At 66.4% G+C, this 18450-nt stretch carries 18 protein-coding genes; 11 read left to right on the forward strand and 7 right to left on the reverse strand.

Features of this window, described 5'->3' with window-relative positions:
* Nucleotides 1–10: 10 nt before the first annotated feature.
* From sucC to BGO47_RS09930, 3 genes are all read left to right on the forward strand, one after another.
* A complete protein-coding gene (sucC, locus tag BGO47_RS09920; protein WP_292711421.1) occupies nucleotides 11–1177 on the forward strand; it encodes an ADP-forming succinate--CoA ligase subunit beta in 1167 nt (388 codons plus the stop codon).
* Nucleotides 1178–1204: 27 nt separating this feature from the next.
* A complete protein-coding gene (gene sucD / locus BGO47_RS09925; protein WP_292711424.1) occupies nucleotides 1205–2107 on the forward strand; it encodes a succinate--CoA ligase subunit alpha in 903 nt (300 codons plus the stop codon).
* A 68-nt stretch (nucleotides 2108–2175) separates the two neighbouring features.
* Nucleotides 2176–2610 (forward strand): nitroreductase family deazaflavin-dependent oxidoreductase, encoded by a 435-nt coding sequence (locus BGO47_RS09930; RefSeq protein WP_292711427.1) that lies wholly within the window; start codon nucleotides 2176–2178, stop codon nucleotides 2608–2610.
* A gap of 88 nt (nucleotides 2611–2698) precedes the next feature.
* On the opposite strand, the gene BGO47_RS09935 is transcribed toward BGO47_RS09930, so the two are convergent.
* The 3 genes from BGO47_RS09935 to BGO47_RS09945 form a co-directional block, all read right to left on the reverse strand.
* The gene (locus BGO47_RS09935) at nucleotides 2699–3268 is read right to left on the reverse strand and encodes a flavin reductase family protein (RefSeq protein WP_292711430.1); all 570 of its coding nucleotides are present in this window, start codon (nucleotides 3266–3268) and stop codon (nucleotides 2699–2701) included.
* Nucleotides 3269–3359: 91 nt separating this feature from the next.
* Nucleotides 3360–4433, reverse strand: a complete 1074-nt coding sequence (locus BGO47_RS09940) for a sugar ABC transporter substrate-binding protein (protein WP_292711433.1) — start codon at nucleotides 4431–4433, stop codon at nucleotides 3360–3362.
* Between the two features lie 150 nt (nucleotides 4434–4583).
* Nucleotides 4584–5162, reverse strand: a complete 579-nt coding sequence (locus BGO47_RS09945; RefSeq protein WP_292711436.1) for a MarR family winged helix-turn-helix transcriptional regulator — start codon at nucleotides 5160–5162, stop codon at nucleotides 4584–4586.
* 167 nt (nucleotides 5163–5329) lie between these two features.
* Here BGO47_RS09945 and BGO47_RS09950 point away from each other — a divergent pair, with 167 nt between their 5' ends.
* The 8 genes from BGO47_RS09950 to purH all read left to right on the forward strand — a co-directional run bounded on the left by BGO47_RS09950 (nucleotide 5330) and on the right by purH (nucleotide 14172).
* Entirely contained in the window at nucleotides 5330–6709 is a 1380-nt protein-coding gene (locus tag BGO47_RS09950; protein ID WP_292711439.1) for an NtaA/DmoA family FMN-dependent monooxygenase, read from the forward strand.
* Between the two features lie 33 nt (nucleotides 6710–6742).
* The gene (locus BGO47_RS09955; protein WP_292711442.1) at nucleotides 6743–7309 is read left to right on the forward strand and encodes an SDR family NAD(P)-dependent oxidoreductase; all 567 of its coding nucleotides are present in this window, start codon (nucleotides 6743–6745) and stop codon (nucleotides 7307–7309) included.
* A 140-nt stretch (nucleotides 7310–7449) separates the two neighbouring features.
* A complete protein-coding gene (locus BGO47_RS09960) occupies nucleotides 7450–8235 on the forward strand; it encodes a glucose 1-dehydrogenase (RefSeq protein ID WP_292711445.1) in 786 nt (261 codons plus the stop codon).
* 229 nt (nucleotides 8236–8464) lie between these two features.
* Nucleotides 8465–9004 carry a hypothetical protein gene (locus tag BGO47_RS09965; RefSeq protein ID WP_292711448.1) on the forward strand — a complete coding sequence of 180 codons (540 nt, stop codon included), beginning with the start codon at nucleotides 8465–8467 and terminating at the stop codon, nucleotides 9002–9004.
* The gene (locus BGO47_RS09970; RefSeq protein WP_292711450.1) at nucleotides 9001–10590 is read left to right on the forward strand and encodes a polysaccharide deacetylase family protein; all 1590 of its coding nucleotides are present in this window, start codon (nucleotides 9001–9003) and stop codon (nucleotides 10588–10590) included. The genes BGO47_RS09965 and BGO47_RS09970 overlap by 4 nt, the downstream gene beginning before the upstream one ends.
* A gap of 43 nt (nucleotides 10591–10633) precedes the next feature.
* Nucleotides 10634–11890, forward strand: a complete 1257-nt coding sequence (locus BGO47_RS09975) for a DUF6350 family protein (protein ID WP_292711452.1) — start codon at nucleotides 10634–10636, stop codon at nucleotides 11888–11890.
* Nucleotides 11891–11894: 4 nt separating this feature from the next.
* Nucleotides 11895–12479, forward strand: coding sequence for a phosphoribosylglycinamide formyltransferase (gene purN, locus BGO47_RS09980; protein ID WP_292711455.1), 585 nt, complete (start codon nucleotides 11895–11897; stop codon nucleotides 12477–12479).
* Between the two features lie 85 nt (nucleotides 12480–12564).
* On the forward strand, nucleotides 12565–14172 hold the full coding sequence (gene purH / locus BGO47_RS09985) for a bifunctional phosphoribosylaminoimidazolecarboxamide formyltransferase/IMP cyclohydrolase (protein ID WP_292711458.1): 1608 nt from the start codon (nucleotides 12565–12567) through the stop codon (nucleotides 14170–14172).
* A 6-nt stretch (nucleotides 14173–14178) separates the two neighbouring features.
* Here purH and nhaA read toward each other — a convergent pair whose 3' ends face one another.
* From nhaA to BGO47_RS10005, 4 genes are read right to left on the reverse strand one after another with little or no spacing between them, the layout of a single operon-like run.
* Nucleotides 14179–16029 (reverse strand): Na+/H+ antiporter NhaA, encoded by a 1851-nt coding sequence (nhaA, locus tag BGO47_RS09990; RefSeq protein ID WP_292711461.1) that lies wholly within the window; start codon nucleotides 16027–16029, stop codon nucleotides 14179–14181.
* Nucleotides 16026–16772: an SDR family NAD(P)-dependent oxidoreductase gene (locus BGO47_RS09995; RefSeq protein WP_292711463.1), complete on the reverse strand. Its 747-nt coding sequence runs from the start codon at nucleotides 16770–16772 to the stop codon at nucleotides 16026–16028. The genes nhaA and BGO47_RS09995 overlap by 4 nt, the downstream gene beginning before the upstream one ends.
* Complete coding sequence (locus tag BGO47_RS10000) at nucleotides 16769–17602, reverse strand: SDR family NAD(P)-dependent oxidoreductase (protein ID WP_292711466.1); 834 nt, start codon at nucleotides 17600–17602, stop codon at nucleotides 16769–16771. The genes BGO47_RS09995 and BGO47_RS10000 overlap by 4 nt, the downstream gene beginning before the upstream one ends.
* Nucleotides 17599–18393, reverse strand: coding sequence for an SDR family oxidoreductase (locus tag BGO47_RS10005; protein ID WP_292711469.1), 795 nt, complete (start codon nucleotides 18391–18393; stop codon nucleotides 17599–17601). The genes BGO47_RS10000 and BGO47_RS10005 overlap by 4 nt, the downstream gene beginning before the upstream one ends.
* Nucleotides 18394–18450 lie beyond the last annotated feature (57 nt).

Consider the following 18450-nt stretch of genomic DNA (forward strand, 5'->3'; position numbering starts at 1 on the left):
GGACACCAGCGTGGATCTGTACGAGTACCAGGCACGAGACCTATTCGAGAAATACGGGGTGCCGGTGCTCCCCGGCATCATCGCCGACACTCCTGAGGAGGCGAAGGCGGCTGCCGAGAAGATCGGCGGTGTCGTCGTCGTCAAGGCTCAGGTCAAGACCGGAGGCCGCGGCAAGGCCGGCGGCGTGAAGGTCGCGAAGAATGCCGACGAGGCGTACGAGGCGGCCAAGGCCATTCTGGGCCTGGACATCAAGGGGCACGTCGTGCAGCGCGTGATGGTCGCCGCCGGCGCATCCATCGAGCAGGAGTTCTACTTCTCCGTGCTGCTGGACCGCTCCAACCGTTCGTACCTGTCGCTGTGCTCCGTTGAAGGCGGCATGGAAATCGAGCAGCTCGCCGTCGAGAAGCCCGAGGCCCTGGCCCGCGTCGAGGTAAACCCGCTGACCGGTATCGACAAGGACAAGGCTGTCGAGATCGCTACCGCTGCGAAGTTCCCGGCTGAGCTTGTCGACAAGGTCGCGGACGTCTTCGTCAAGCTCTACGACGTCTATCAGGGTGAAGGTGCGACCCTCGTCGAGGTCAACCCGCTGATCCTGGACGGAAACGGCAACATCATTGCCCTGGACGGCAAGGTCACGCTCGACGACAACGCGAGCGAGGTGCGCCACCCCGAGCACGAAGAGCTCGAAGACAAGGGTGCTGCTGACCCGCTCGAGGCCAAGGCGAAGGAGTCGGGCCTGAACTACGTCAAGCTCGACGGCGAAGTCGGCATCATCGGCAACGGTGCGGGCCTGGTCATGTCGACCCTCGATGTGGTCGCCTACGCCGGCGAGAACCACGGCGGCGTCAAGCCCGCCAACTTCCTCGACATCGGCGGCGGCGCCTCGGCGACAGTCATGGCCGCGGGCCTGGATGTCATCCTCGGCGACCCGCAGGTCAAGAGTGTGTTCGTCAACGTCTTCGGCGGCATCACCTCGTGCGTTGCGGTTGCCGACGGCATCGTCAAGGCTCTCGAGATCCTCGGCGACACCGCCACCAAGCCGCTCGTTGTTCGCCTCGACGGCAACCAGGTGGAAGAGGGTCGCGCAATCCTCGCCGCCGCGAACCACCCGCTGGTCACCCTCGCCGCCGGTATGGACGAGGGCGCTGACAAGGCAGCCGAGCTGGCCGCCGCCTGATCGCGAAACCGGATAAGGACTTCTGACATGTCGATCTACCTCAACAAGGACTCCAAGGTCATCGTCCAGGGCATCACCGGCGGTGAGGGCACGAAGCACACCGCTCTCATGCTCAAGGCCGGCACCCAGGTCGTCGGCGGCGTGAACGCCCGCAAGGCCGGGACCACCGTCTCGCACGCCGACAAGGACGGTAACGCCGTCGAGCTGCCCGTTTTCGCATCCGTCGCCGAAGCGATGGAGAAGACCGGCGCTGACGTCTCGATCGCCTTCGTGCCGCCCGCCTTCACGAAGGATGCCATGATCGAGGCCATCGACGCCGAGATCCCGCTGCTCGTGGTCATCACCGAAGGTGTCCCCGTCGGTGACACTGCCGAGGCCTGGGCCTACACCCAGTCCAAGGGAAACAAGACGCGCATCATCGGCCCGAACTGCCCCGGCATCATCACCCCCGGTGAGTCGCTCGTGGGTATCACCCCGGCCAACATCACGGGCAAGGGTCCGATCGGCCTCGTCTCGAAGTCGGGCACGCTCACCTACCAGATGATGTTCGAGTTGCGTGACCTGGGCTTCTCGACCGCTATCGGTATCGGTGGCGACCCGATCATCGGCACCACCCACATCGACGCGCTCGCCGCGTTCGAGGCAGACCCCGAGACCAAGGCGATCGTCATGATCGGTGAGATCGGTGGGGATGCCGAAGAGCGCGCCGCCGACTTCATCAAGGCGAACGTGACCAAGCCGGTCGTCGGCTATGTCGCGGGCTTCACCGCTCCCGAGGGCAAGACGATGGGTCACGCCGGCGCGATCGTGTCGGGCTCTGCGGGTACCGCCCAGGCCAAGAAGGAAGCCCTCGAGGCTGCGGGCGTGAAGGTCGGCAAGACGCCGTCCGAGACCGCCGCCCTGATGCGCGAGATCATCGAGCAGCTCTGAGTCTCGCTGTGTACGCGGTGTCTCGCTCCGGGCAGCCCGTGGTCGCAGGTGGGCGGTAGCCTGAGGGCATGCCACTGACCGGAGAGTACAAGCCGTCCACATCGGAGTGGGCCCGCACCCAGGCCGAAACCTACGAAGCCACGGGGGGTGCCGAGGGATCGGTGCTGCGAGGCAAGCCCGTCATCGTCCTGACCACGCTGGGCGCCAAGACCGGAGGGCTGCGCAAGACCGCCCTCATGCGCGTCGAACACGACGGAAGCTATGCCGTGATCGCCTCGAAGGGCGGCGCGCCCGACGAACCCAAGTGGGCGGGGAACATGCGAAAGCATGCCGCCGTCGAGTTGCAGGATGGCGCGACCAAGCGCGACTACCTCGCCAGGGAAGTTGAGGGCGAGGAGCGCGATCAGTGGTGGGCGCGTGCTGTCGAGGTGTGGCCCGACTATGCCGAGTACCAGAAGAAGACCGACCGGCTCATCGCTGTTTTCGTGCTCGACCCCGCCTGACCGCACCCGCATCCATCGGACCAATACGGTCAACCGGTGTCGACGTGTGGACGCGCTGCATAACAGTCGGCTTGCCGGGTAGCGGCTTCTAGTCCGCGAGCTGGGAATGCTCGCTGAGCCTGTGCCACGTGCGATTCACATAGGCAAGCCCGTCGCGTGGGTCGTCGACTTGAGCGTGGGCCTCGATTGCTTCGGCGATGACAATAGTCGCGTTGCCGGCGCGAAATCGGCGAACCGGCCGACATCTGAGCCACACCGAGACGTCGTGGAACACCGGCTCGCCCGTTGGGAGGCGGTGCCACATTGAGGTGTCAGCGAACCGGTCGATCTTGCTGGTCGCGCCGAGCTTGGCGATATCACTGGTAGTTGCGTCGATGAGGTGGACGACAACACTCTGGGAAGCGAGCAGGGTCGGTGCACTCGAGGAGAGCTCGGAGACGGAGAACAACAGCAGCGGTGGATCCGCGCTGACGGACGACACCGACGTCGCCGTCATCGCAACAGGTCTTGTACCGTCGTCCGCGGTGATCACGGCAACCCCGCCGGGGTGATGGCGGAACGCGGCCTTGAACTGCTCGACCGATACCCTGTTCGTCGCGTTGTCGTGCAAGGGGAGGGAGTCGGCGGCGGCAGTGCACGTCAGTCGCTGGGGTGTCATGGTTCGTTACCTCCGGAGGTCTTGGCGCCAGGCAATGGATGCCCGGCGGGCACGACACTGTGAGCTGTCGTGCCCGCCGAGCGGGTGCGATTCAGGGGAGTTCGTCGGTCGGGGTGATATCCGCTGCGTTCTCCCGGGTTGCCAGCACGGTCGGGAACTCTATGTAGTTCTCGGTGGGCAGGGTCCCGTCTTCCTCGTATGCGAGCACCGCCTTCATCAGCCGGGCATTGATCTCCGGCCATGGCTGCACAGCGGTGGCAAGGAACGCTCCGCCGGACTCGATCGCCCTGAGTGCCTCGGCGCTGGCATCCACAGCGACAACCCGTGTGGAGGTGCCCGCCTCCTCGATCGCTTGTACCGCGCCGAGCGCGGCATCGTCCCAGCCCACCCAGACTCCGTCGAGCCCTCCGGGGTTTGCCGACAGATAGTCAGCGACCAATGCGAGCGCCTCGATGCGGCCGGTAGCGGGGCTCGTCACCTTCTGGATACCGCCACCGACGACATTCGCGCCTGCGGCACGAAAGACCTCTTCGGCGAGAGCTGCGCGCTTGCGAATGCCGGCGTGCGGGTCGTGCCCGATGATCATTATGTTCTTGCCGTCCAGCCCCCCGAGGGCGTCGCCGAGGGCGCCGGTGGTCTGGTCGACGATCAGCTCCTGGTCGGTGATCATGTTGACCGCGAAGCAATCCGACGGTTCTGTGCCGCTATCGATCGCGAAGATCGGAACGCCAGCATCCTGCGCCGCCGTGCAGATCGAGCCGATCGAGGCAAAGTCGGTGTAGCCGTCGATGACAACGTCCACCCCCTGGCCGATCGCGCTCTCGACGGCGGGATTCATCTTCTGAAAGTCGAAGTCGCCCTGGATCATAGTCATGTCCCATCCAGACTGCGTCGCCTGCGCCTCGGTTGCCTTAACCCACCACGCGCCCACGGGCGTCTGATTCCCCGAGGTGAAGGCGGCGACCTTGAAGCCCTGTTCGGAGTTGCTCTCACTCGAATCGGCGCCTCCTGACGCGCACCCGGTGAGAGCCAGGGCCGCTGATGCGGTGAGGGCAATGGTTATTGAGATTCGTGAGCGCACGGTTCTACTCCTCTGTACGACTGTGTTCACTCTTGATGACGAAGATGACGATCGGGATGCGTCGACGGACTCACCACAGCGCATCCGGCAAGGTCTTCGTTGACCCCGGCGGGGCGTCACACCTCGGTGGTGCGACGCAGCGACGCTAACACTGATTTGTCTCTACGTAAACCAGATTCGCGCAAAACGAGTTGCAAATGCAACTACATGGTGAAGGAGGAGGCCTCGTTCTCCCTATTCATTGCCATCGCGCCACGCTTCGTCCTCGATGGCCGCCGAAATCAACGTCGTAAGAAGGTCGTGAAGTTGCTCGAGCTTTTCCTCACCGAGCGTGCGGTTGATGATCTCCTGCGCTCGGTACGAGATCGGGAGCATCTTGCGGTACATCTGCGCCCCCTCCTCAGTAATCCGGATCGGGCGAGAACCGCGAGGGCCGTCGCCCAGGCTGAGTAGACCGTCCTGGACGAGGTCGGTGAGAGCTCTCGATATCACCGCCTTGCTCATGACTGTGGATTTCGAGATCTCGGTCGCCGTGAGGGCCGGCTCCAGTGCCACGGCGGAAAGGATGCGCCACTCTGTCGTGCCGAGGCCGAACTGGTCGCGGAGGGACTGCGACTCGTAGAGAGAGAAGATGTTGGACAGGATCGCGAGCAGTCGTGGGGTGAAGCGTGACAGATCAAGCGCGTCCGGCAGAGCGTGGTCATCATCTCGGCGGTTTTCTGCAACGAACTCGAACTCGGCGAGTCGGCTATTCCGTTGATGTGCTGCGTCCATGTGTGCATTCTCTCGGTTCTTACTGACTTCGGCGATCATCGCGGAGGTCGGCGTGTGAGGTCGCCGCCGTCACTATGTTCGCGCAGAAACGAGTTGCGCGAACAACTACTTGTGTTATGGTCGTTGACGTTGCGAGCAGGGAAGCTCTCGACACTCCCGGAGTTCATCGAGTGACCCCGGGTGTTTCCCCGCAGAGAGGACAGCGCATGTCTCGGCCCCCGATCTACAACGCGTTCATGCGAATGACTCCGAACCATCACAGTCACGGCTATTGGCGCACCCCGGAAGGTTCGATTCAGTACAGGTACAACGAGCTGCAGGCGTACATCGATGTCGCCAAGACTCTCGAGCGTGGATTCGTCGACGCGATGTTCCTGGCAGATGTTGTCGGCGTCTACGACCTGGACTATTCGCACCCGAGCGTCGCGATCCGCGCCGGCTCGGAGTTTCCCGGCCCGGACCCGCTGTCTGCGATCTCGGCTCTCGGATACGCGACGGAGAATCTGGGATTCGCAGTCACGAGCAACATCATCCAGACTCATCCATTCAGTTTTGCCCGGCAGATCGGGACTCTGGATACTTTCACGGGTGGACGGGTGGCGTGGAACATCGTCACCTCCTATCTCAGCAATGGCTTCCGCAACTATGGCTACGGCGACATTGCCGCCCACGCTGACCGATACGCGTGGGCGCAGGAGTATGTCGATGTCGTCTACAAGCTGTTGGAACACTCATGGGAGGACGGAGCCGTCCTCCATGACGCTGAGCTCGATTCCTTCCTGGATGCCTCGAAGATTCACACCATCGACCACAAGGGTGAGCGCTATACGGTGCAGGGGCCACACCTGGTTGAGCCGGGTCCGCTACGTACACCTGTCCTGTTCCAAGCCGGTATGTCGCCAGATGGTCGATCCTTCGCGGTCAAGAACGCGGAGGTCACCTTCCTGGCGTCGGTGACACCCCAAGCGGCGAAGGCAGACATCGCCGCGCTCGATGAGCAGTCCCGGGCGGCCGGACGCGACCCTCGATCGCTGAAAAAGATCGTGCAGCTGTCATACATCGTGGGATCAACGGAGGAAGAAGCTACGCGCAAGCGTGAGTACTACCGGGAAAACATTGACATCACCGCGCTCCAGGCGTTCTCGAGCGGCGCCTACGGTATCGACTTCAACGCCGTCGACCCTGAGACACCGCTCGCGGAGATCAACAAGATGGCAACGACCGGTGACCACATGCGCTCAATCCTGCAGGCAGCCATAGACGCGAACGTGGGTGATGGCGAACAACTCACCTGGCGCGAATATCTGCTGGATCACGCTCTGCTGCCTGGCCGGATCGCCGCAACTCCCGAGCGGATCGCAGATGACATCCAGGAATGGGTAGAGGCTGGCGTTGAGGGTTTCAACGTGATTCCGACAACTACCCTTGGCTATTGGGATGACTGGGTGGATCAGGTGGTGCCGGTGCTGCAGCGACGCGGGCTCGCTCAAACAGAGTATGAACCCGGAACACTGCGCCAGAAGCTCTTCCGCCAGGGTGACCGGCTGCCGGCGGCGCACCGTGCGCGCGCCATCGGTCTCGGCTAAGTGCAGGCGTCACCGCAGGCGCCTGCTATGGACATGGATGTCGTCACGCCGTGTCAGGTTGCCGGACTCGCTGGCCTGACCGGAAACATCGTCCTGGTCGCCGGGGGCTCCAGTGGGGCCCGTCAGGCTGGGGCAGAGGTGTGCGCGGCAGTTGGCGCGACCGTCGTCGTGGCGGGCCGAGACGGAGAGCAGGCGTGCGCCGTCGTCGACGGGATCCGCGCGGCGAGCCACGGTCCCTATGGCGACGTTGTCGATGTCGCGGACCGCGGAATGATCGACCAGATCATCGATCGGGTGATCGCCGAAGTGGGCACCTTGGCGGTCGTGGTCGCGAATGCCGGCATCGCGGGCGGGCCCAGCATCGACCGCGGGGTCGCGCGCCGATCGGCGGTTTCGTACGCGTACGTGGTCACAAAGGCCGCAATCTTCAACTTTGTGCTCCAGGTCGCTCTCGAACTGGCTTCCCGCGGCATCCGCGTCGACGATTGCACCGGGACCATTCACCGGCACCCCGATTGGGCGACGGCAAGACCGATATCTCCCCGACAGCCGAGCGCCTCTGGGTCCATGCGGTCCTGTCGCAGCCCACGGGGACGATGAGGGAGATTCAGGGCCCGATGCTGTCTTTCATGTCGCCCGCATCCGAGGTCGTCGCGGGTGCCGTCATCACTGTCGATGGCGGTGCTCTCGCGCTCTCGAACACGGGATTCTGAACCACAACCAAGGAACGAGGACGAGCGATGGGAATCATGCAGGACAGGGTTGCGATCGTCACGGGTGGAGGCGGCGAACTTGGGTTTGCTGCCGCGCGCGCGCTGGCAGGCGAAGGCGCACGCATCGCGCTGGTGGACAAGTCTGCTCCGGCCCTCGAGCGAAACGCCGCGGAGCTCATGAACACGACCGAAGTGCTAAGTGTCGTCGCAGACGTGTCCTCTGAGGACGACGTCGAAGGCTATGTGGCGGCCACGCTCAGACGGTTCGGTCGCATCGACGCCTTCCACAACAACGCGGGCATCGAAGGAAAGAGTGCATCGTTCGAGGAGTATGACACGGCCGAGTTCGACCGTGTCATGGCCGTGAACGTCCGAGGCGTCTTCCTCGGCCTGAAGCACGTCATGCGCGTCATGAAAACACAGCGTTCCGGGGCGATCGTGAACAGCGGGTCGATCGCGAGCGAGAGGGGCTCGCAGAACGGTGTAGCGTACGCGACGTCCAAACATGCAGTCTTGGGGCTAACGCGCGACGCTGCGGCCACAATGGCGCCTCACGGTGTGCGGGTCAATGCCATCGAGCCCGGATTCATGAATACGCGGATGCTTCGGACTCTCGCCGAGCAGCAGTCCGGTGGGAAGGGGGATGCCGCGATGGAACAGCTGAGAAGCGCAGTTCCCCTTGGCAGACTCGGATCTCCTGACGAGGTCGGCAGTGTTGTGGCCTTTCTGCTCAGCGACCACGCGAACTACATCACTGGAGCCGCGATTCCGATCGAGGGCGGGTTGCTGTCGATCATGGGAAACGGCAGCTGATCGTGCAGTGAAACCGACGCCGGCGTGCGAACGGGGCTGCGGCTGTACTCGCGCGGCGAGAACAGCAGGCATCGTCGCGCTCGTATGCCCCGGGCCGCCCGGACATATGTCCGGCGAGAGATTTGCCATCGCGGTTGATTCTCAGGATTTCTCCGGCTTGTCTCCACACGCGATCGATCGCGCCACGAGATGATCCTGATAGCGCCTTCCGTGCGCTGTGGAGCCCGACATGAACGACAGCACGCGATCCGAGAGGTCGTGGTGGATCTGGGTCCTCGCCGCCGTCGGCGCCGCGGGCCTGCTAGTGTTCGCGATCGTGGCCGGCCTGGTCGCTTTCCCGCCCCTTCTTGCCAACGCGCGTACTCAGGTTGCCAGCGCCGAGACTCCTCTCGTGCTCGGGCCGAAGGACGCATCCGTTGCGGTTGCGGTTCCAGCGGGTTGGCTGATCACGTCCCAGGATGAAACGCATGCCCTCATTGCGACGCCCGACCGGGGAATGACGATCGAGGCGATGCTCACCGACACGGCACCTGAGCAGGCCGCAACGGATGCCGGCGTGGCGGCACCCATGGTCGAGACCTTGGCATCGGGGCTGACCGTCGCGCACGGGTCTCCGTCCGGGTCGAGCGAGGGCGCCGCCGCCGGGCCCGACCTTGTCGCTGCGGTGGGGCCGGTCGCGGGAGGTTCCGTGGTCTTCGTCGCCTCCAGCGGCGACCTCGAGCGCTACCGCGCGGCGATGGCGTCGCTGGTCGAGGGGGTGCAGCCGTGAGCGCTTCGGCCCCGCGTTCTGCGCGTGCACTCGCCGTCGCAGCCGTTCTTGCGGCGGCATCCGTCGTCGCCTCCGGCTGCGCCCCTGCGGTCGACGAGAACTGGAACCCGCCGACGTGGCCGACGACGAGTCTGACCGTCGTCGAGGGCGAGGCGGCGCCGCTGAGCGCGCAGCCCGGGCAACCGCTCGCCTCCAACGTTTCACCCGAGCGCATCCGCCAGGATGGTGTCGGTATCCAGGCTCGCTACCTGCTTCTGCCGCAGGTCCCCGCCTTTAATGACGCGGTGAGGGCCTACATCCGTGCCGCGATCGCTGCCCGGCAAGAGGTCACCGGCGCGGCCTACCGGCCTCAGGCTGGAGACGTCGGTGCGGGCCTGGACGACCGGACCTGCACTCCCGGCTCCACCACGACCCCGGCCGCCCAGCTGCTGGTCGATTCAGCTGTGGCCGGACCCGTCGTTGGCGGCGGTGCGGCTACGGTCGTGTGTGATGTCGTGTGGGCGGCGGGGACCCTGTTCGGTGAGCGCCTGCGCACCGTGATGTCGAACGCGGATGCCGTCACAGCCGACACCGCCGAGACACTCTTCGCTGATGCGTCAGTGGGCGATGTGGCGTCCGGAGCACAGCTTTGGGGGCCGGACGCCCTCGGAACGCTCGCTGCCGAGGTCGTTGACGGTTTGCGCCGTGCCGCTGGCTCGCTCTCGCTGGCACCCGTCGCGGACCCATCGGCGGCGGAGCGCCTTGCCGGGGCCTTCGCGACCACGATCCCTGCGGCTGCCGGCGGCATGCAGTTCACGATCCCCGCTGGCTTCACCACCGATGGGCTCACGGCGCTCGGCATCCCGCCGACCGATGCGGCCCGTACCATTCTGGTGCCCACGGCTGTTGCCGAACCCCTGCTCACCGACTTCGGACGACGGCTGCTCGCCTCGGTCGGTCAGCCGTACTCAGGCCCGAGTGTGACGAGGCCCGGGGACGTGCCCGTCGACTGTTCGTTGACGCCCTGCGTTGCGCTGACCTACGACGATGGTCCGAGCGATCTCACTCCGAGCATGCTGGATGCCCTCGCGACGCACCGCGCCAGTGCGACGTTCTTCGCGATGGGTGAGAAGGCGAACAGATACGCAGCCACACTGCAGCGGATGGTCGCCGAGGGACACCTCATCGGAAACCACAGCTGGAACCATCCGTCGCTCACGAAGCTGACCGATGCGCAGATCGCGTCGCAATTGCGCGACACGACAGCCGCGTTGGAGGCGGCATCCGGCCAGAAGATCACGATGTTCCGGCCCCCCTATGGCGACTACAACGCGCGGGTGCTCGCGGTGGCGCAGATGCCCGCGATCCTCTGGGATGTCGACACCGAGGACTGGGAAGGCCCGGCCGACGACGTCCTGACCGAGCGGGTCGTGACACGATCGAAGCCCGGCTCGATCGTGCTGCAGCACGACATCCACGGGAACACCGCGCGCACCGTGGGAGCCATTTGCGACGGGCTTCTCGATCGGGGGTTCACGATGGCAACGATCACCCAACTGTTCCAGGGCTCAGTTCCGAACTCAGGAGCGTGGCGCAGCGCTCGGTGAGTCGGCCGGTGAGCGGCCCCGGGGTGGGTAAGGTCGAACCCGCATGAACCGGGTCATCGTCTTCCTTCTCGCGGCCTTCGACGCGCTCGTCACCGTCGCCGCGGGCCTCGTCGTCGTGCTCGCCCCAGCGACGCTCCTGTGGATTGTTGAGTTCGGCGGGCTTGCCCCGTGGGAAGCGCTGTGGCCCACCGCCGCCCGCGTCTGGCAACTGGGGCACGTCGTCCCGCTGGAGATCACGCTTCCCGCCGACTACATGGCAACTGCCGGCATTGATCCAGGCGCAGCATCCTTCGTGCTCTCGCTCGCCCCGCTGGCCTTCGTGGGATTCACCGCCATCTCGGCGACGCGCTCGGGTCGGCGGGCCTCACGCTCGGGAGCGGCGTTCACGGGCGCACTCGCGGGGACCGTGGTCTTCGCCGCTGCAGCCGCCGGCATCGCGTTGACCGCGGGAAACCCCATTGCACACACCTCGCTCACGGAAGCGATCCTCTTCCCGGCCCTCATCTTCGGCATCCCGGCGCTGCTCGGCGCGCTCGTCGGGGAGTGGCAGGATGCCGACAGCGGCGTCATCGCGGCGCTACGCGAATGGACCGAAGACCTGCCCGAGGACTGGGCCCTCACCCCGACGGTCATCGCGCGCGCGGGGGCGATCGCGGCAGTCGGACTCCTCGGCGTCGCGGCACTGGTCACCGCTGTCGCGATCTTCGCGCGCGGCTCCCAGATCGTCGGCCTCTACGAGGCATCCCACGTCGATGTCCTGGGCGCAGTGCTCCTGACGCTCGGCCAGCTTCTCTACCTTCCCACCCTCGTCGTGTGGGCGCTCGCCTTCGTTGCCGGTCCCGGTGTGTCCCTCGGAGCAGGGGCGACGGTCGCGGCATCCGGAACCACGACCGGCGTCCTGCCCGGCCTGCCGCTGCTGGGCGTCCTCCCCGAGTCGACCTCGCCATGGTTGCTGCTGCTTGCGCTCCTGCCCGTCGCGGTCGGCGCCTTCGCCGGGTGGGTCGCTCGGTCGTTCTTCGCCGCGGATGCCGAGCGCGTTGCCGCCCGTATCGTCGTGACGCTCGGGATCGCGGTTGTCTCGGCCGGTTCAGCGGCGCTGCTGGCGGCCCTCGCCTCCGGCTCGCTCGGCCCTGGTGTGCTCGCCCAGCTGGGACCAGAACCGGGCCCCGTCGCGCTGGCGATCGGCATCGAGGTCGGCGTCGGTGCCGGCATCCTGTTGCTCTCACCGCGACGTCGAGCCCGTGACGACGACGCGACCGAGGCGGTGCCCACGGCGCTCCTGGAGCCCTCGGTAGACTGAGTCGGTGCTCACCGTCGCCGTTCTCATCTCCGGCGCCGGATCCAACCTTCGGGCGCTGCTCGAGGCAGCGAACGAGCCCGACTATCCGGCGCGGATCGTTGTCGTCGGTGCCGACCGCGAGGCTGAGGGCCTCGCCCATGCCGAAGCCTTCGGCATTCCGTGGTTCTTCGTGCCCTTCGCCGAGTATGCGAGCCGAGCGGCCTGGGGCGAGGCGCTTCGCGACCAACTCGCGGTGTGGCAGCCCGACCTCATCGTTCTCAGCGGCCTGATGCGGTTGCTCCCCGCGTCGGTCCTGGAACCCTGGGTGCCGCGCATCATCAACACCCATCCGGCGTATCTTCCCGAGTTCCCCGGCGCCCACGGTGTGCGAGACGCGCTCGCTGCCGGTGTCAGTCAGACCGGTGCGAGTGTCATCGTCGTCGACGCCGGAGTCGATACCGGACCGATCCTCGCGCAGGAGCGCATCGCGGTGCTTCCGGGCGACGACGAGGCGAGCCTTCATGAGAGGATCAAGCCGGTCGAACGCCGACTCCTGATCGACGTCGTGAGGCGCATCGCAACCGGCGAGATCGACCTCTCAACCCCCTGACAATTCCCTGGCCAGGGCCGCGACGACGCAGCTTGCGCGGCCGATGACCACCCGACAGCCCAGAGCCCAACAGCAAGGAGACCTGATGGCAGGCCCGAGTCACGACCCGTCCCTGTACCGCGACCGCGACGTCGTGCCCGTCCGGCGGGCACTGGTGTCGGTCAGCGACAAGACCGATCTCTTGAGCCTTGCCGAGGCCCTTGCTGAGGCTGGCGTCGAGATCGTCTCCACGGGGTCGACGGCAGCAACGATCCGGGATGCAGGCTTCGCCGTGACCGATGTCGCCGCCGTGACCGGGTTCCCCGAGTCGCTCGACGGGCGGGTCAAGACTCTGCACCCCGCCGTGCACGCCGGCCTTCTTGCCGACCTTCGCCTCGCACACCACGAGGATCAGCTCAGCGATCTCGGCATCCAGCCCTTCGAGCTGGTGGTCGTGAACCTCTACCCCTTCGTCGAGACCGTTGCCTCCGGTGCGCAGGGCGACGATGTCGTCGAGCAGATCGACATCGGCGGTCCCGCCATGGTCCGGGCGTCAGCGAAGAACTACGCGAACGTCGCCATCGTGGTCTCGCCGGAATCCTACGGGTCGGTCATCGAAGCAATCCGAGCGGGCGGCACCTCTCTCGCGCAGCGGCGCGAGCTTGCCGCGCGGGCGTTCGCGCACACCGCGGAGTACGACCGGGCAGTCGCCACCTGGTTCGCTGACGAGACGCTGGGGGAGGATGTCGACCTTCCCTCGCACCTGACGATTCGCGCCGAGCGTCTGTCGACCCTGCGCTACGGCGAGAACATGCACCAGCGCGCCGCGATCTATACGCGCACGGGCGGCCACGGCATCGCCCAGGCCACCCAGTTGCAGGGCAAGGAGATGTCGTACAACAACTACGTCGATGCTGACGCTGCCCTGCGCGCGGCATTCGACCTGGTCAAGCCCGCCGTGGCGATCATCAAGCATGCGAACCCCTGCGGCATCGCGGTATCAGCGCCGAACGCGCTCGACCCGATCGCCAGCGCGCACCTGCGCGCCCACGCCTGCGACCCGGTCTCGGCCTTCGGTGGCGTTATCGCAGCCAACCGCAAGGTGACGCTGAAGATGGCCGAGAACCTGCGCGACATCTTCACCGAGGTGATCGTCGCACCGGACTTCGAACCGGAGGCTCTGGAGGTCTTCCGACTGAAGAACAACCTGCGCGTGCTGAAGCTGCCCGACGACTGGAAGCAGGAGCCGATGGATGTGCGGCTCATCTCGGGTGGCCTCCTTCTGCAGGATGCCGACCGTTTTCCCGACGACATCGAGTCCGTCGCCACCGACTGGGAGCTCGTCTCGGGTGAGCGTCCCGATGCCGACGCGATGACCAACCTCATCTTCGCGTGGAAGACCTGCCGTGCCGTGAAGTCCAACGCGATCGTCCTCGCGAAGGACTCGGCCACCGTCGGTATCGGCATGGGCCAGGTGAACCGGGTCGACTCGTGCCGCCTCGCGGTCGAGCGCGCCGGGGATCGCGTGCAGGGTGCGGTCGCCGCATCCGACGCGTTCTTCCCGTTCGCCGACGGACCGCAGGTGCTCATCGATGCCGGTGTGTCGGCGATCGTCCAGCCGGGAGGGTCTGTTCGCGATGAGGAGGTCGTGAAGGCGGCGCGCGACGCCGGCGTCACGATGTTCTTCACGCGCGAGCGCCATTTCTTCCATTAAGGCGGGCTATGCCCGAGTGAGCGCGTTCGGCCGTGGCAAGAGAGAGGCCGATCGGCCTGCCGTCGAAACGGCATCGGCAACTGCGGCGTTGATCGAGTCGGCGTCGATCGGACCGTTGTAGCGGACACCGCCGATGAAGAATGTCGGCGCGGTCGAGATCGACATCGACTCGGCGTCGCTGGCATCCTGCTCGACACGCCACGCGCCCAAGCCCCGGTCGCGGTCCACCTGGAGTCGGCGGAGGTTCACTCCCGCGGCGGATGCGGCGCGAAGGATCTGCCGTTCGGATTCCACGGGCGCCTCGCGAAGCAGTGCGTCACGCATCTCCCAGAATCGGCCCTGCGCACGCGCTGCCTCGTTGGCCAGTGCCGCAGTTCTGCTGGCCGAGTTCACCGTCGGCAGATGCCTGAAGGTGAAGGCGACATCCGTTCCGAATCGCGTGGTCATCTCACGCCGCATCTCATCGGATGTGGGGGAGAAGGGCGACGTGAAGTCGCCGTACTCCACGACGGTGACGAGCGCGCGTTCGGCGTCACCGAGCATCGGGTCGCGGTTCGCTCGTGCTGAGCGCAACAGCCGATCGCGGTCGGGCACACGTCGCCGTTCGCGCACGCCCAGCACGCCGAAAGCCAGTGCGCCGAGCAACGCCGCGGTGAGCGTCCCCGTCAGGATGCCGATCTGCGCGCGGCTGAGATCGACGGGGTCGGTGAAGGCGAGCTCGGCGACGAACAGCGAGATCGTGAATCCCATCCCGGCAAGCAGACTCAACCCGAAGATGTGCTCGATCCGCAGGTTCGGGCTCACCGAGTGAGGACTGACGCGCCGGACGATCAGGGTGGAGAGCGTGATGGCTACCGCGTTGCCGACGACCAGGCCGATGACGACGCCCCAGGTGAGTCGTGATCCGAAGGCGTCGCTGAGCGTCGGGCCGGCCACGCTCACGCCCGCGTTGGCGAGGGCGAACAGGGGCAGGATGAACCAGGTCACGGAGGGGTTGAGGGCCCGGTAGGCCCGCTCATTGACCGAGATGGCCCGGGCGACGGCCTGTTCCGCCGCGCGCGCGGCATGGGCGCTCGGCGACTGCTGGAAGGCGCGAACGTGATCGTTAGCGCGTCGCATGTCGGCCGGTCGAGTGGAGAAGACCGGCAGCAGGAGCGCGATCGCGACACCCGCGAGCGTGGCGTGCACCCCGGACATCAGGAAGCCCGCCCACACGACGACGGAGGGCGCGAGGTAGAGCGCTCCGCGCCAGACACCGGCCCGTCGCATCGCCAGGATGATGGCGAGCCCCACGGCGACGAGAATGAGCGGCGCCGGTGTGAAGTCGTCGGTGTAGGCGAACGCGATGACGGCGAGCGCGCCGACGTCATCGGCGACCGCCAGGGTCACGAGGAAGACGCGCAGTTGTGGCGGCATCGAGCGTCCGACGAGCGCCAGCATCCCGAGCACGAACGCCGTGTCGGTGGAGATCACGACACCCCACCCGCCGACGGCATCCGTTCCCCCGTTTACCGCGATGAACAGGATGGCGGGAACGACCAGTCCGGCGACGGCGGCGATCAGAGCGGCGCTTGCGCGCCGCCAATCCCGGAGTTCCCCGAGCTCGAGTTCGCGCCTGACCTCGAGGGTCACGGATGCGAAGAACAGCGCCATCGCGGCATCGTTGACCCAGTGCCGCAGATCGAGTTCGAACGAGAAGTCTCCGATCTCGAATCCGAGCGGCAGATGCCAGACCATGTCGTAGGTGTCGCCGGGAAGGTTCGCCCAGACCAGGGCGACGAGCGTCGCAGCGAGAAGGACGGTCGCCCCGCGCAGGGCCTCCGGGGCGCCTCGAAAGCGCGCCATCCACCCGGTCATGAGTGCGCCACCCGGGTCGGACGGAGCACGGCCTCGGCGAGGTTGACGCCGACCGGCAGCGACGCGGCGAGGGTGACCACCGCGGCCAAGGACTCCGGGGTCACCGGCGCATCCTCACGGCCGCGGCGCGGGTCGCTGTCGGCGACACGGGGGAACTCGGGTGCAAGAACGTGAACGCGAAGACCGCGCCCGCCGTACTCGTCACGAAGGGTTCGGCCCAGTTGGGTGATCGCAGCCGAGACGGCGTTGAACACCGCGAAGCGGGGTTCATGCGACTCCTCGGTGACCGCGCCCAGCAGCACCAGGTCGGCGGGGCGCCCCTGTTCCGCAGCATCGAGCAGCGGCATCGCGAACGTCTGCGCCGAGTGGAGGACTCCCCGCAGGTTAACATCGGTCATCTCAGCCCAGTCGGCGGGAACCCCGTCTTCGAACGCGGAGCCGGTGATGACACCGGCCAGCACGAGGACTAGATCGATGTGACCGAAACGCTCCAGGGCTGCTGCCCGCACGTCGTCGACATCCAACTGCGAGGTGACGTCGGCAGTCGTCGCGAGCACGCGGTGTTCGTCGCCGAGAGACTGCTCGAGCCTGGCGAGCCGTTCCCGGTCGCGAGAGACAATCACGACGTTCGCGCCCGCCTGCAGCAGATAACGCGATATCCCCGTGCCGATCCACCCGGTCGCGCCCAGCACAACGGCGACCCGACCGGTGAGTACGGCGGCCGGTGAGCCCGGGACGCTCATCGCCGGCCCAGGGCCGCAAACCGCGGCAGTCGATCGATGTAGAGCTCGGCGAGGAGTTCTCGGTTACGCCACCGCCCCACCTCGGGGTTCGGGTCGACCACCACGTCGTTCTCGAGGTACGACCCGGAGCGGACCGCCGCGGTTGCCGCGAACAGCACGCGTTCGGCCCCGTGCTCGGCGGGGCCACCGATGTGACCCATCATCGCCGCGCTCAGCGGGGTGTCGTTGAGTCCCGGGCAGAGCGCGACGACGGTCGTGGACGTTCCCGCCTCTTCCTGGGCGAGCAGGGACGACCACGTAACCATGGCGAGCTTCGCCCGCGCGTATGCGGCGACGGGCGAATAGTCGTGTTCGAGGTCGATGTCGTCGAAGTGGAACCGCTCGACGTGATGCGCCGACGAACCCACGTTGACGATGCGGGCGTTGTCATTCAAGGACGGCACGAGCAGGCGCGTGAAAAGCGCCGGGGCGAGTGCGTTCACCTGCAGGGAGCGCTCGAAGCCGTGAACTGTCACGATGCGCTCGGGGGCACCCGGAACCGCCGCATTGTTGATCAACAGGTCGATCCCATCGGGAACCAGCTCCCTGATCTGCACCGCCGCCCGGGCTACGGCGTCGAGGCGGGCGAAGTCGCAGCTGACGTATCGGATCAGCGCGCTGCCCCGGGCGCCGAGTTCGTGGAGCTGGTCCGCGACGTCCTCCGCTCGTTCAGGTCCGTGGAGGACGAGGGTGTCGGCGCACATCGCCAGCAGGGCAGCCGTTGCGGCCCCGATGCCACTCGTCGCGCCGGTGAGCACGACGGTGCCGAACCGGGGTTCCTGCGTGGTCATAGTCCGTACCCTCCGGCGACCTGGATGTCTTCGCCCGTGATCCACTGCGCGTCCGCCGAGACGAGGAACGCGATGACGCGGCCGATGTCGTCGGGCTCGCCGAGGCGACCGAGCGCCGTCTTGGCGGCGATGGCGGGGATGATGTCGGGGTACTTCTCGAACGCGTCGCCGCCGATGCGCGTCCGCGTGGGGCCGGGGGCGATGGTGTTGACGCGGATGCCTCGCTCGCCCAGTTCGCGAGCGAGATAGCGGGACGCGGTCACAAGTGCCGCCTTCATGCCTGCGTACCCCGAGTATCCGGGTTCAGACTCACCGGGGCGCACCGAGCTGCTGGACACGTTGACGACGGCCGCACCGCGTCGCAGAAGCGGCAGGAGCGTCTGCGTGAGGAAGTAAGGGCCCCGTAGCAGCACGCGATAGTACTCGTCGAAGTCTGCCTCCCTCATGTCCTCGAAGGCGCGTCCGCCGCCGAAACCGGCGTTGTTGACGAGGGCATCGATGCGATCGGTTCCCCATTCGTTTGCCAACGCCGCCTCGACCTGCTCGCGGAAAGCGGGGAAGGTCTCGGTATCGCCGACATCGAGTCGGATCGCTCGAGCAGTTCCGCCGAGGTCTTCGATCAGGCGGACGGTGTCTTCCGCACCCTCGGGGCGGGAATGGTAGGTCGCAATGACACCGAATCCGCGACGCGCGATTTCGACGGCGGCGCTGCGACCGATACCCGCGCTCGCGCCGGTGACGATCGCGACGGGCAACGCGTCGGTCGGTTGATTGGTCTGCTCCGTGTTCATGCTTCCAGCCAACCGCCGCGACCCCGCAGGGCGTGAGGGGAATCCCATCGCGCTCTT

The sequence above is a fragment of the Microbacterium sp. 67-17 genome (genome assembly GCF_001898325.1).
Taxonomy (GTDB): Bacteria; Actinomycetota; Actinomycetes; order Actinomycetales; family Microbacteriaceae; genus Microbacterium; species Microbacterium schleiferi.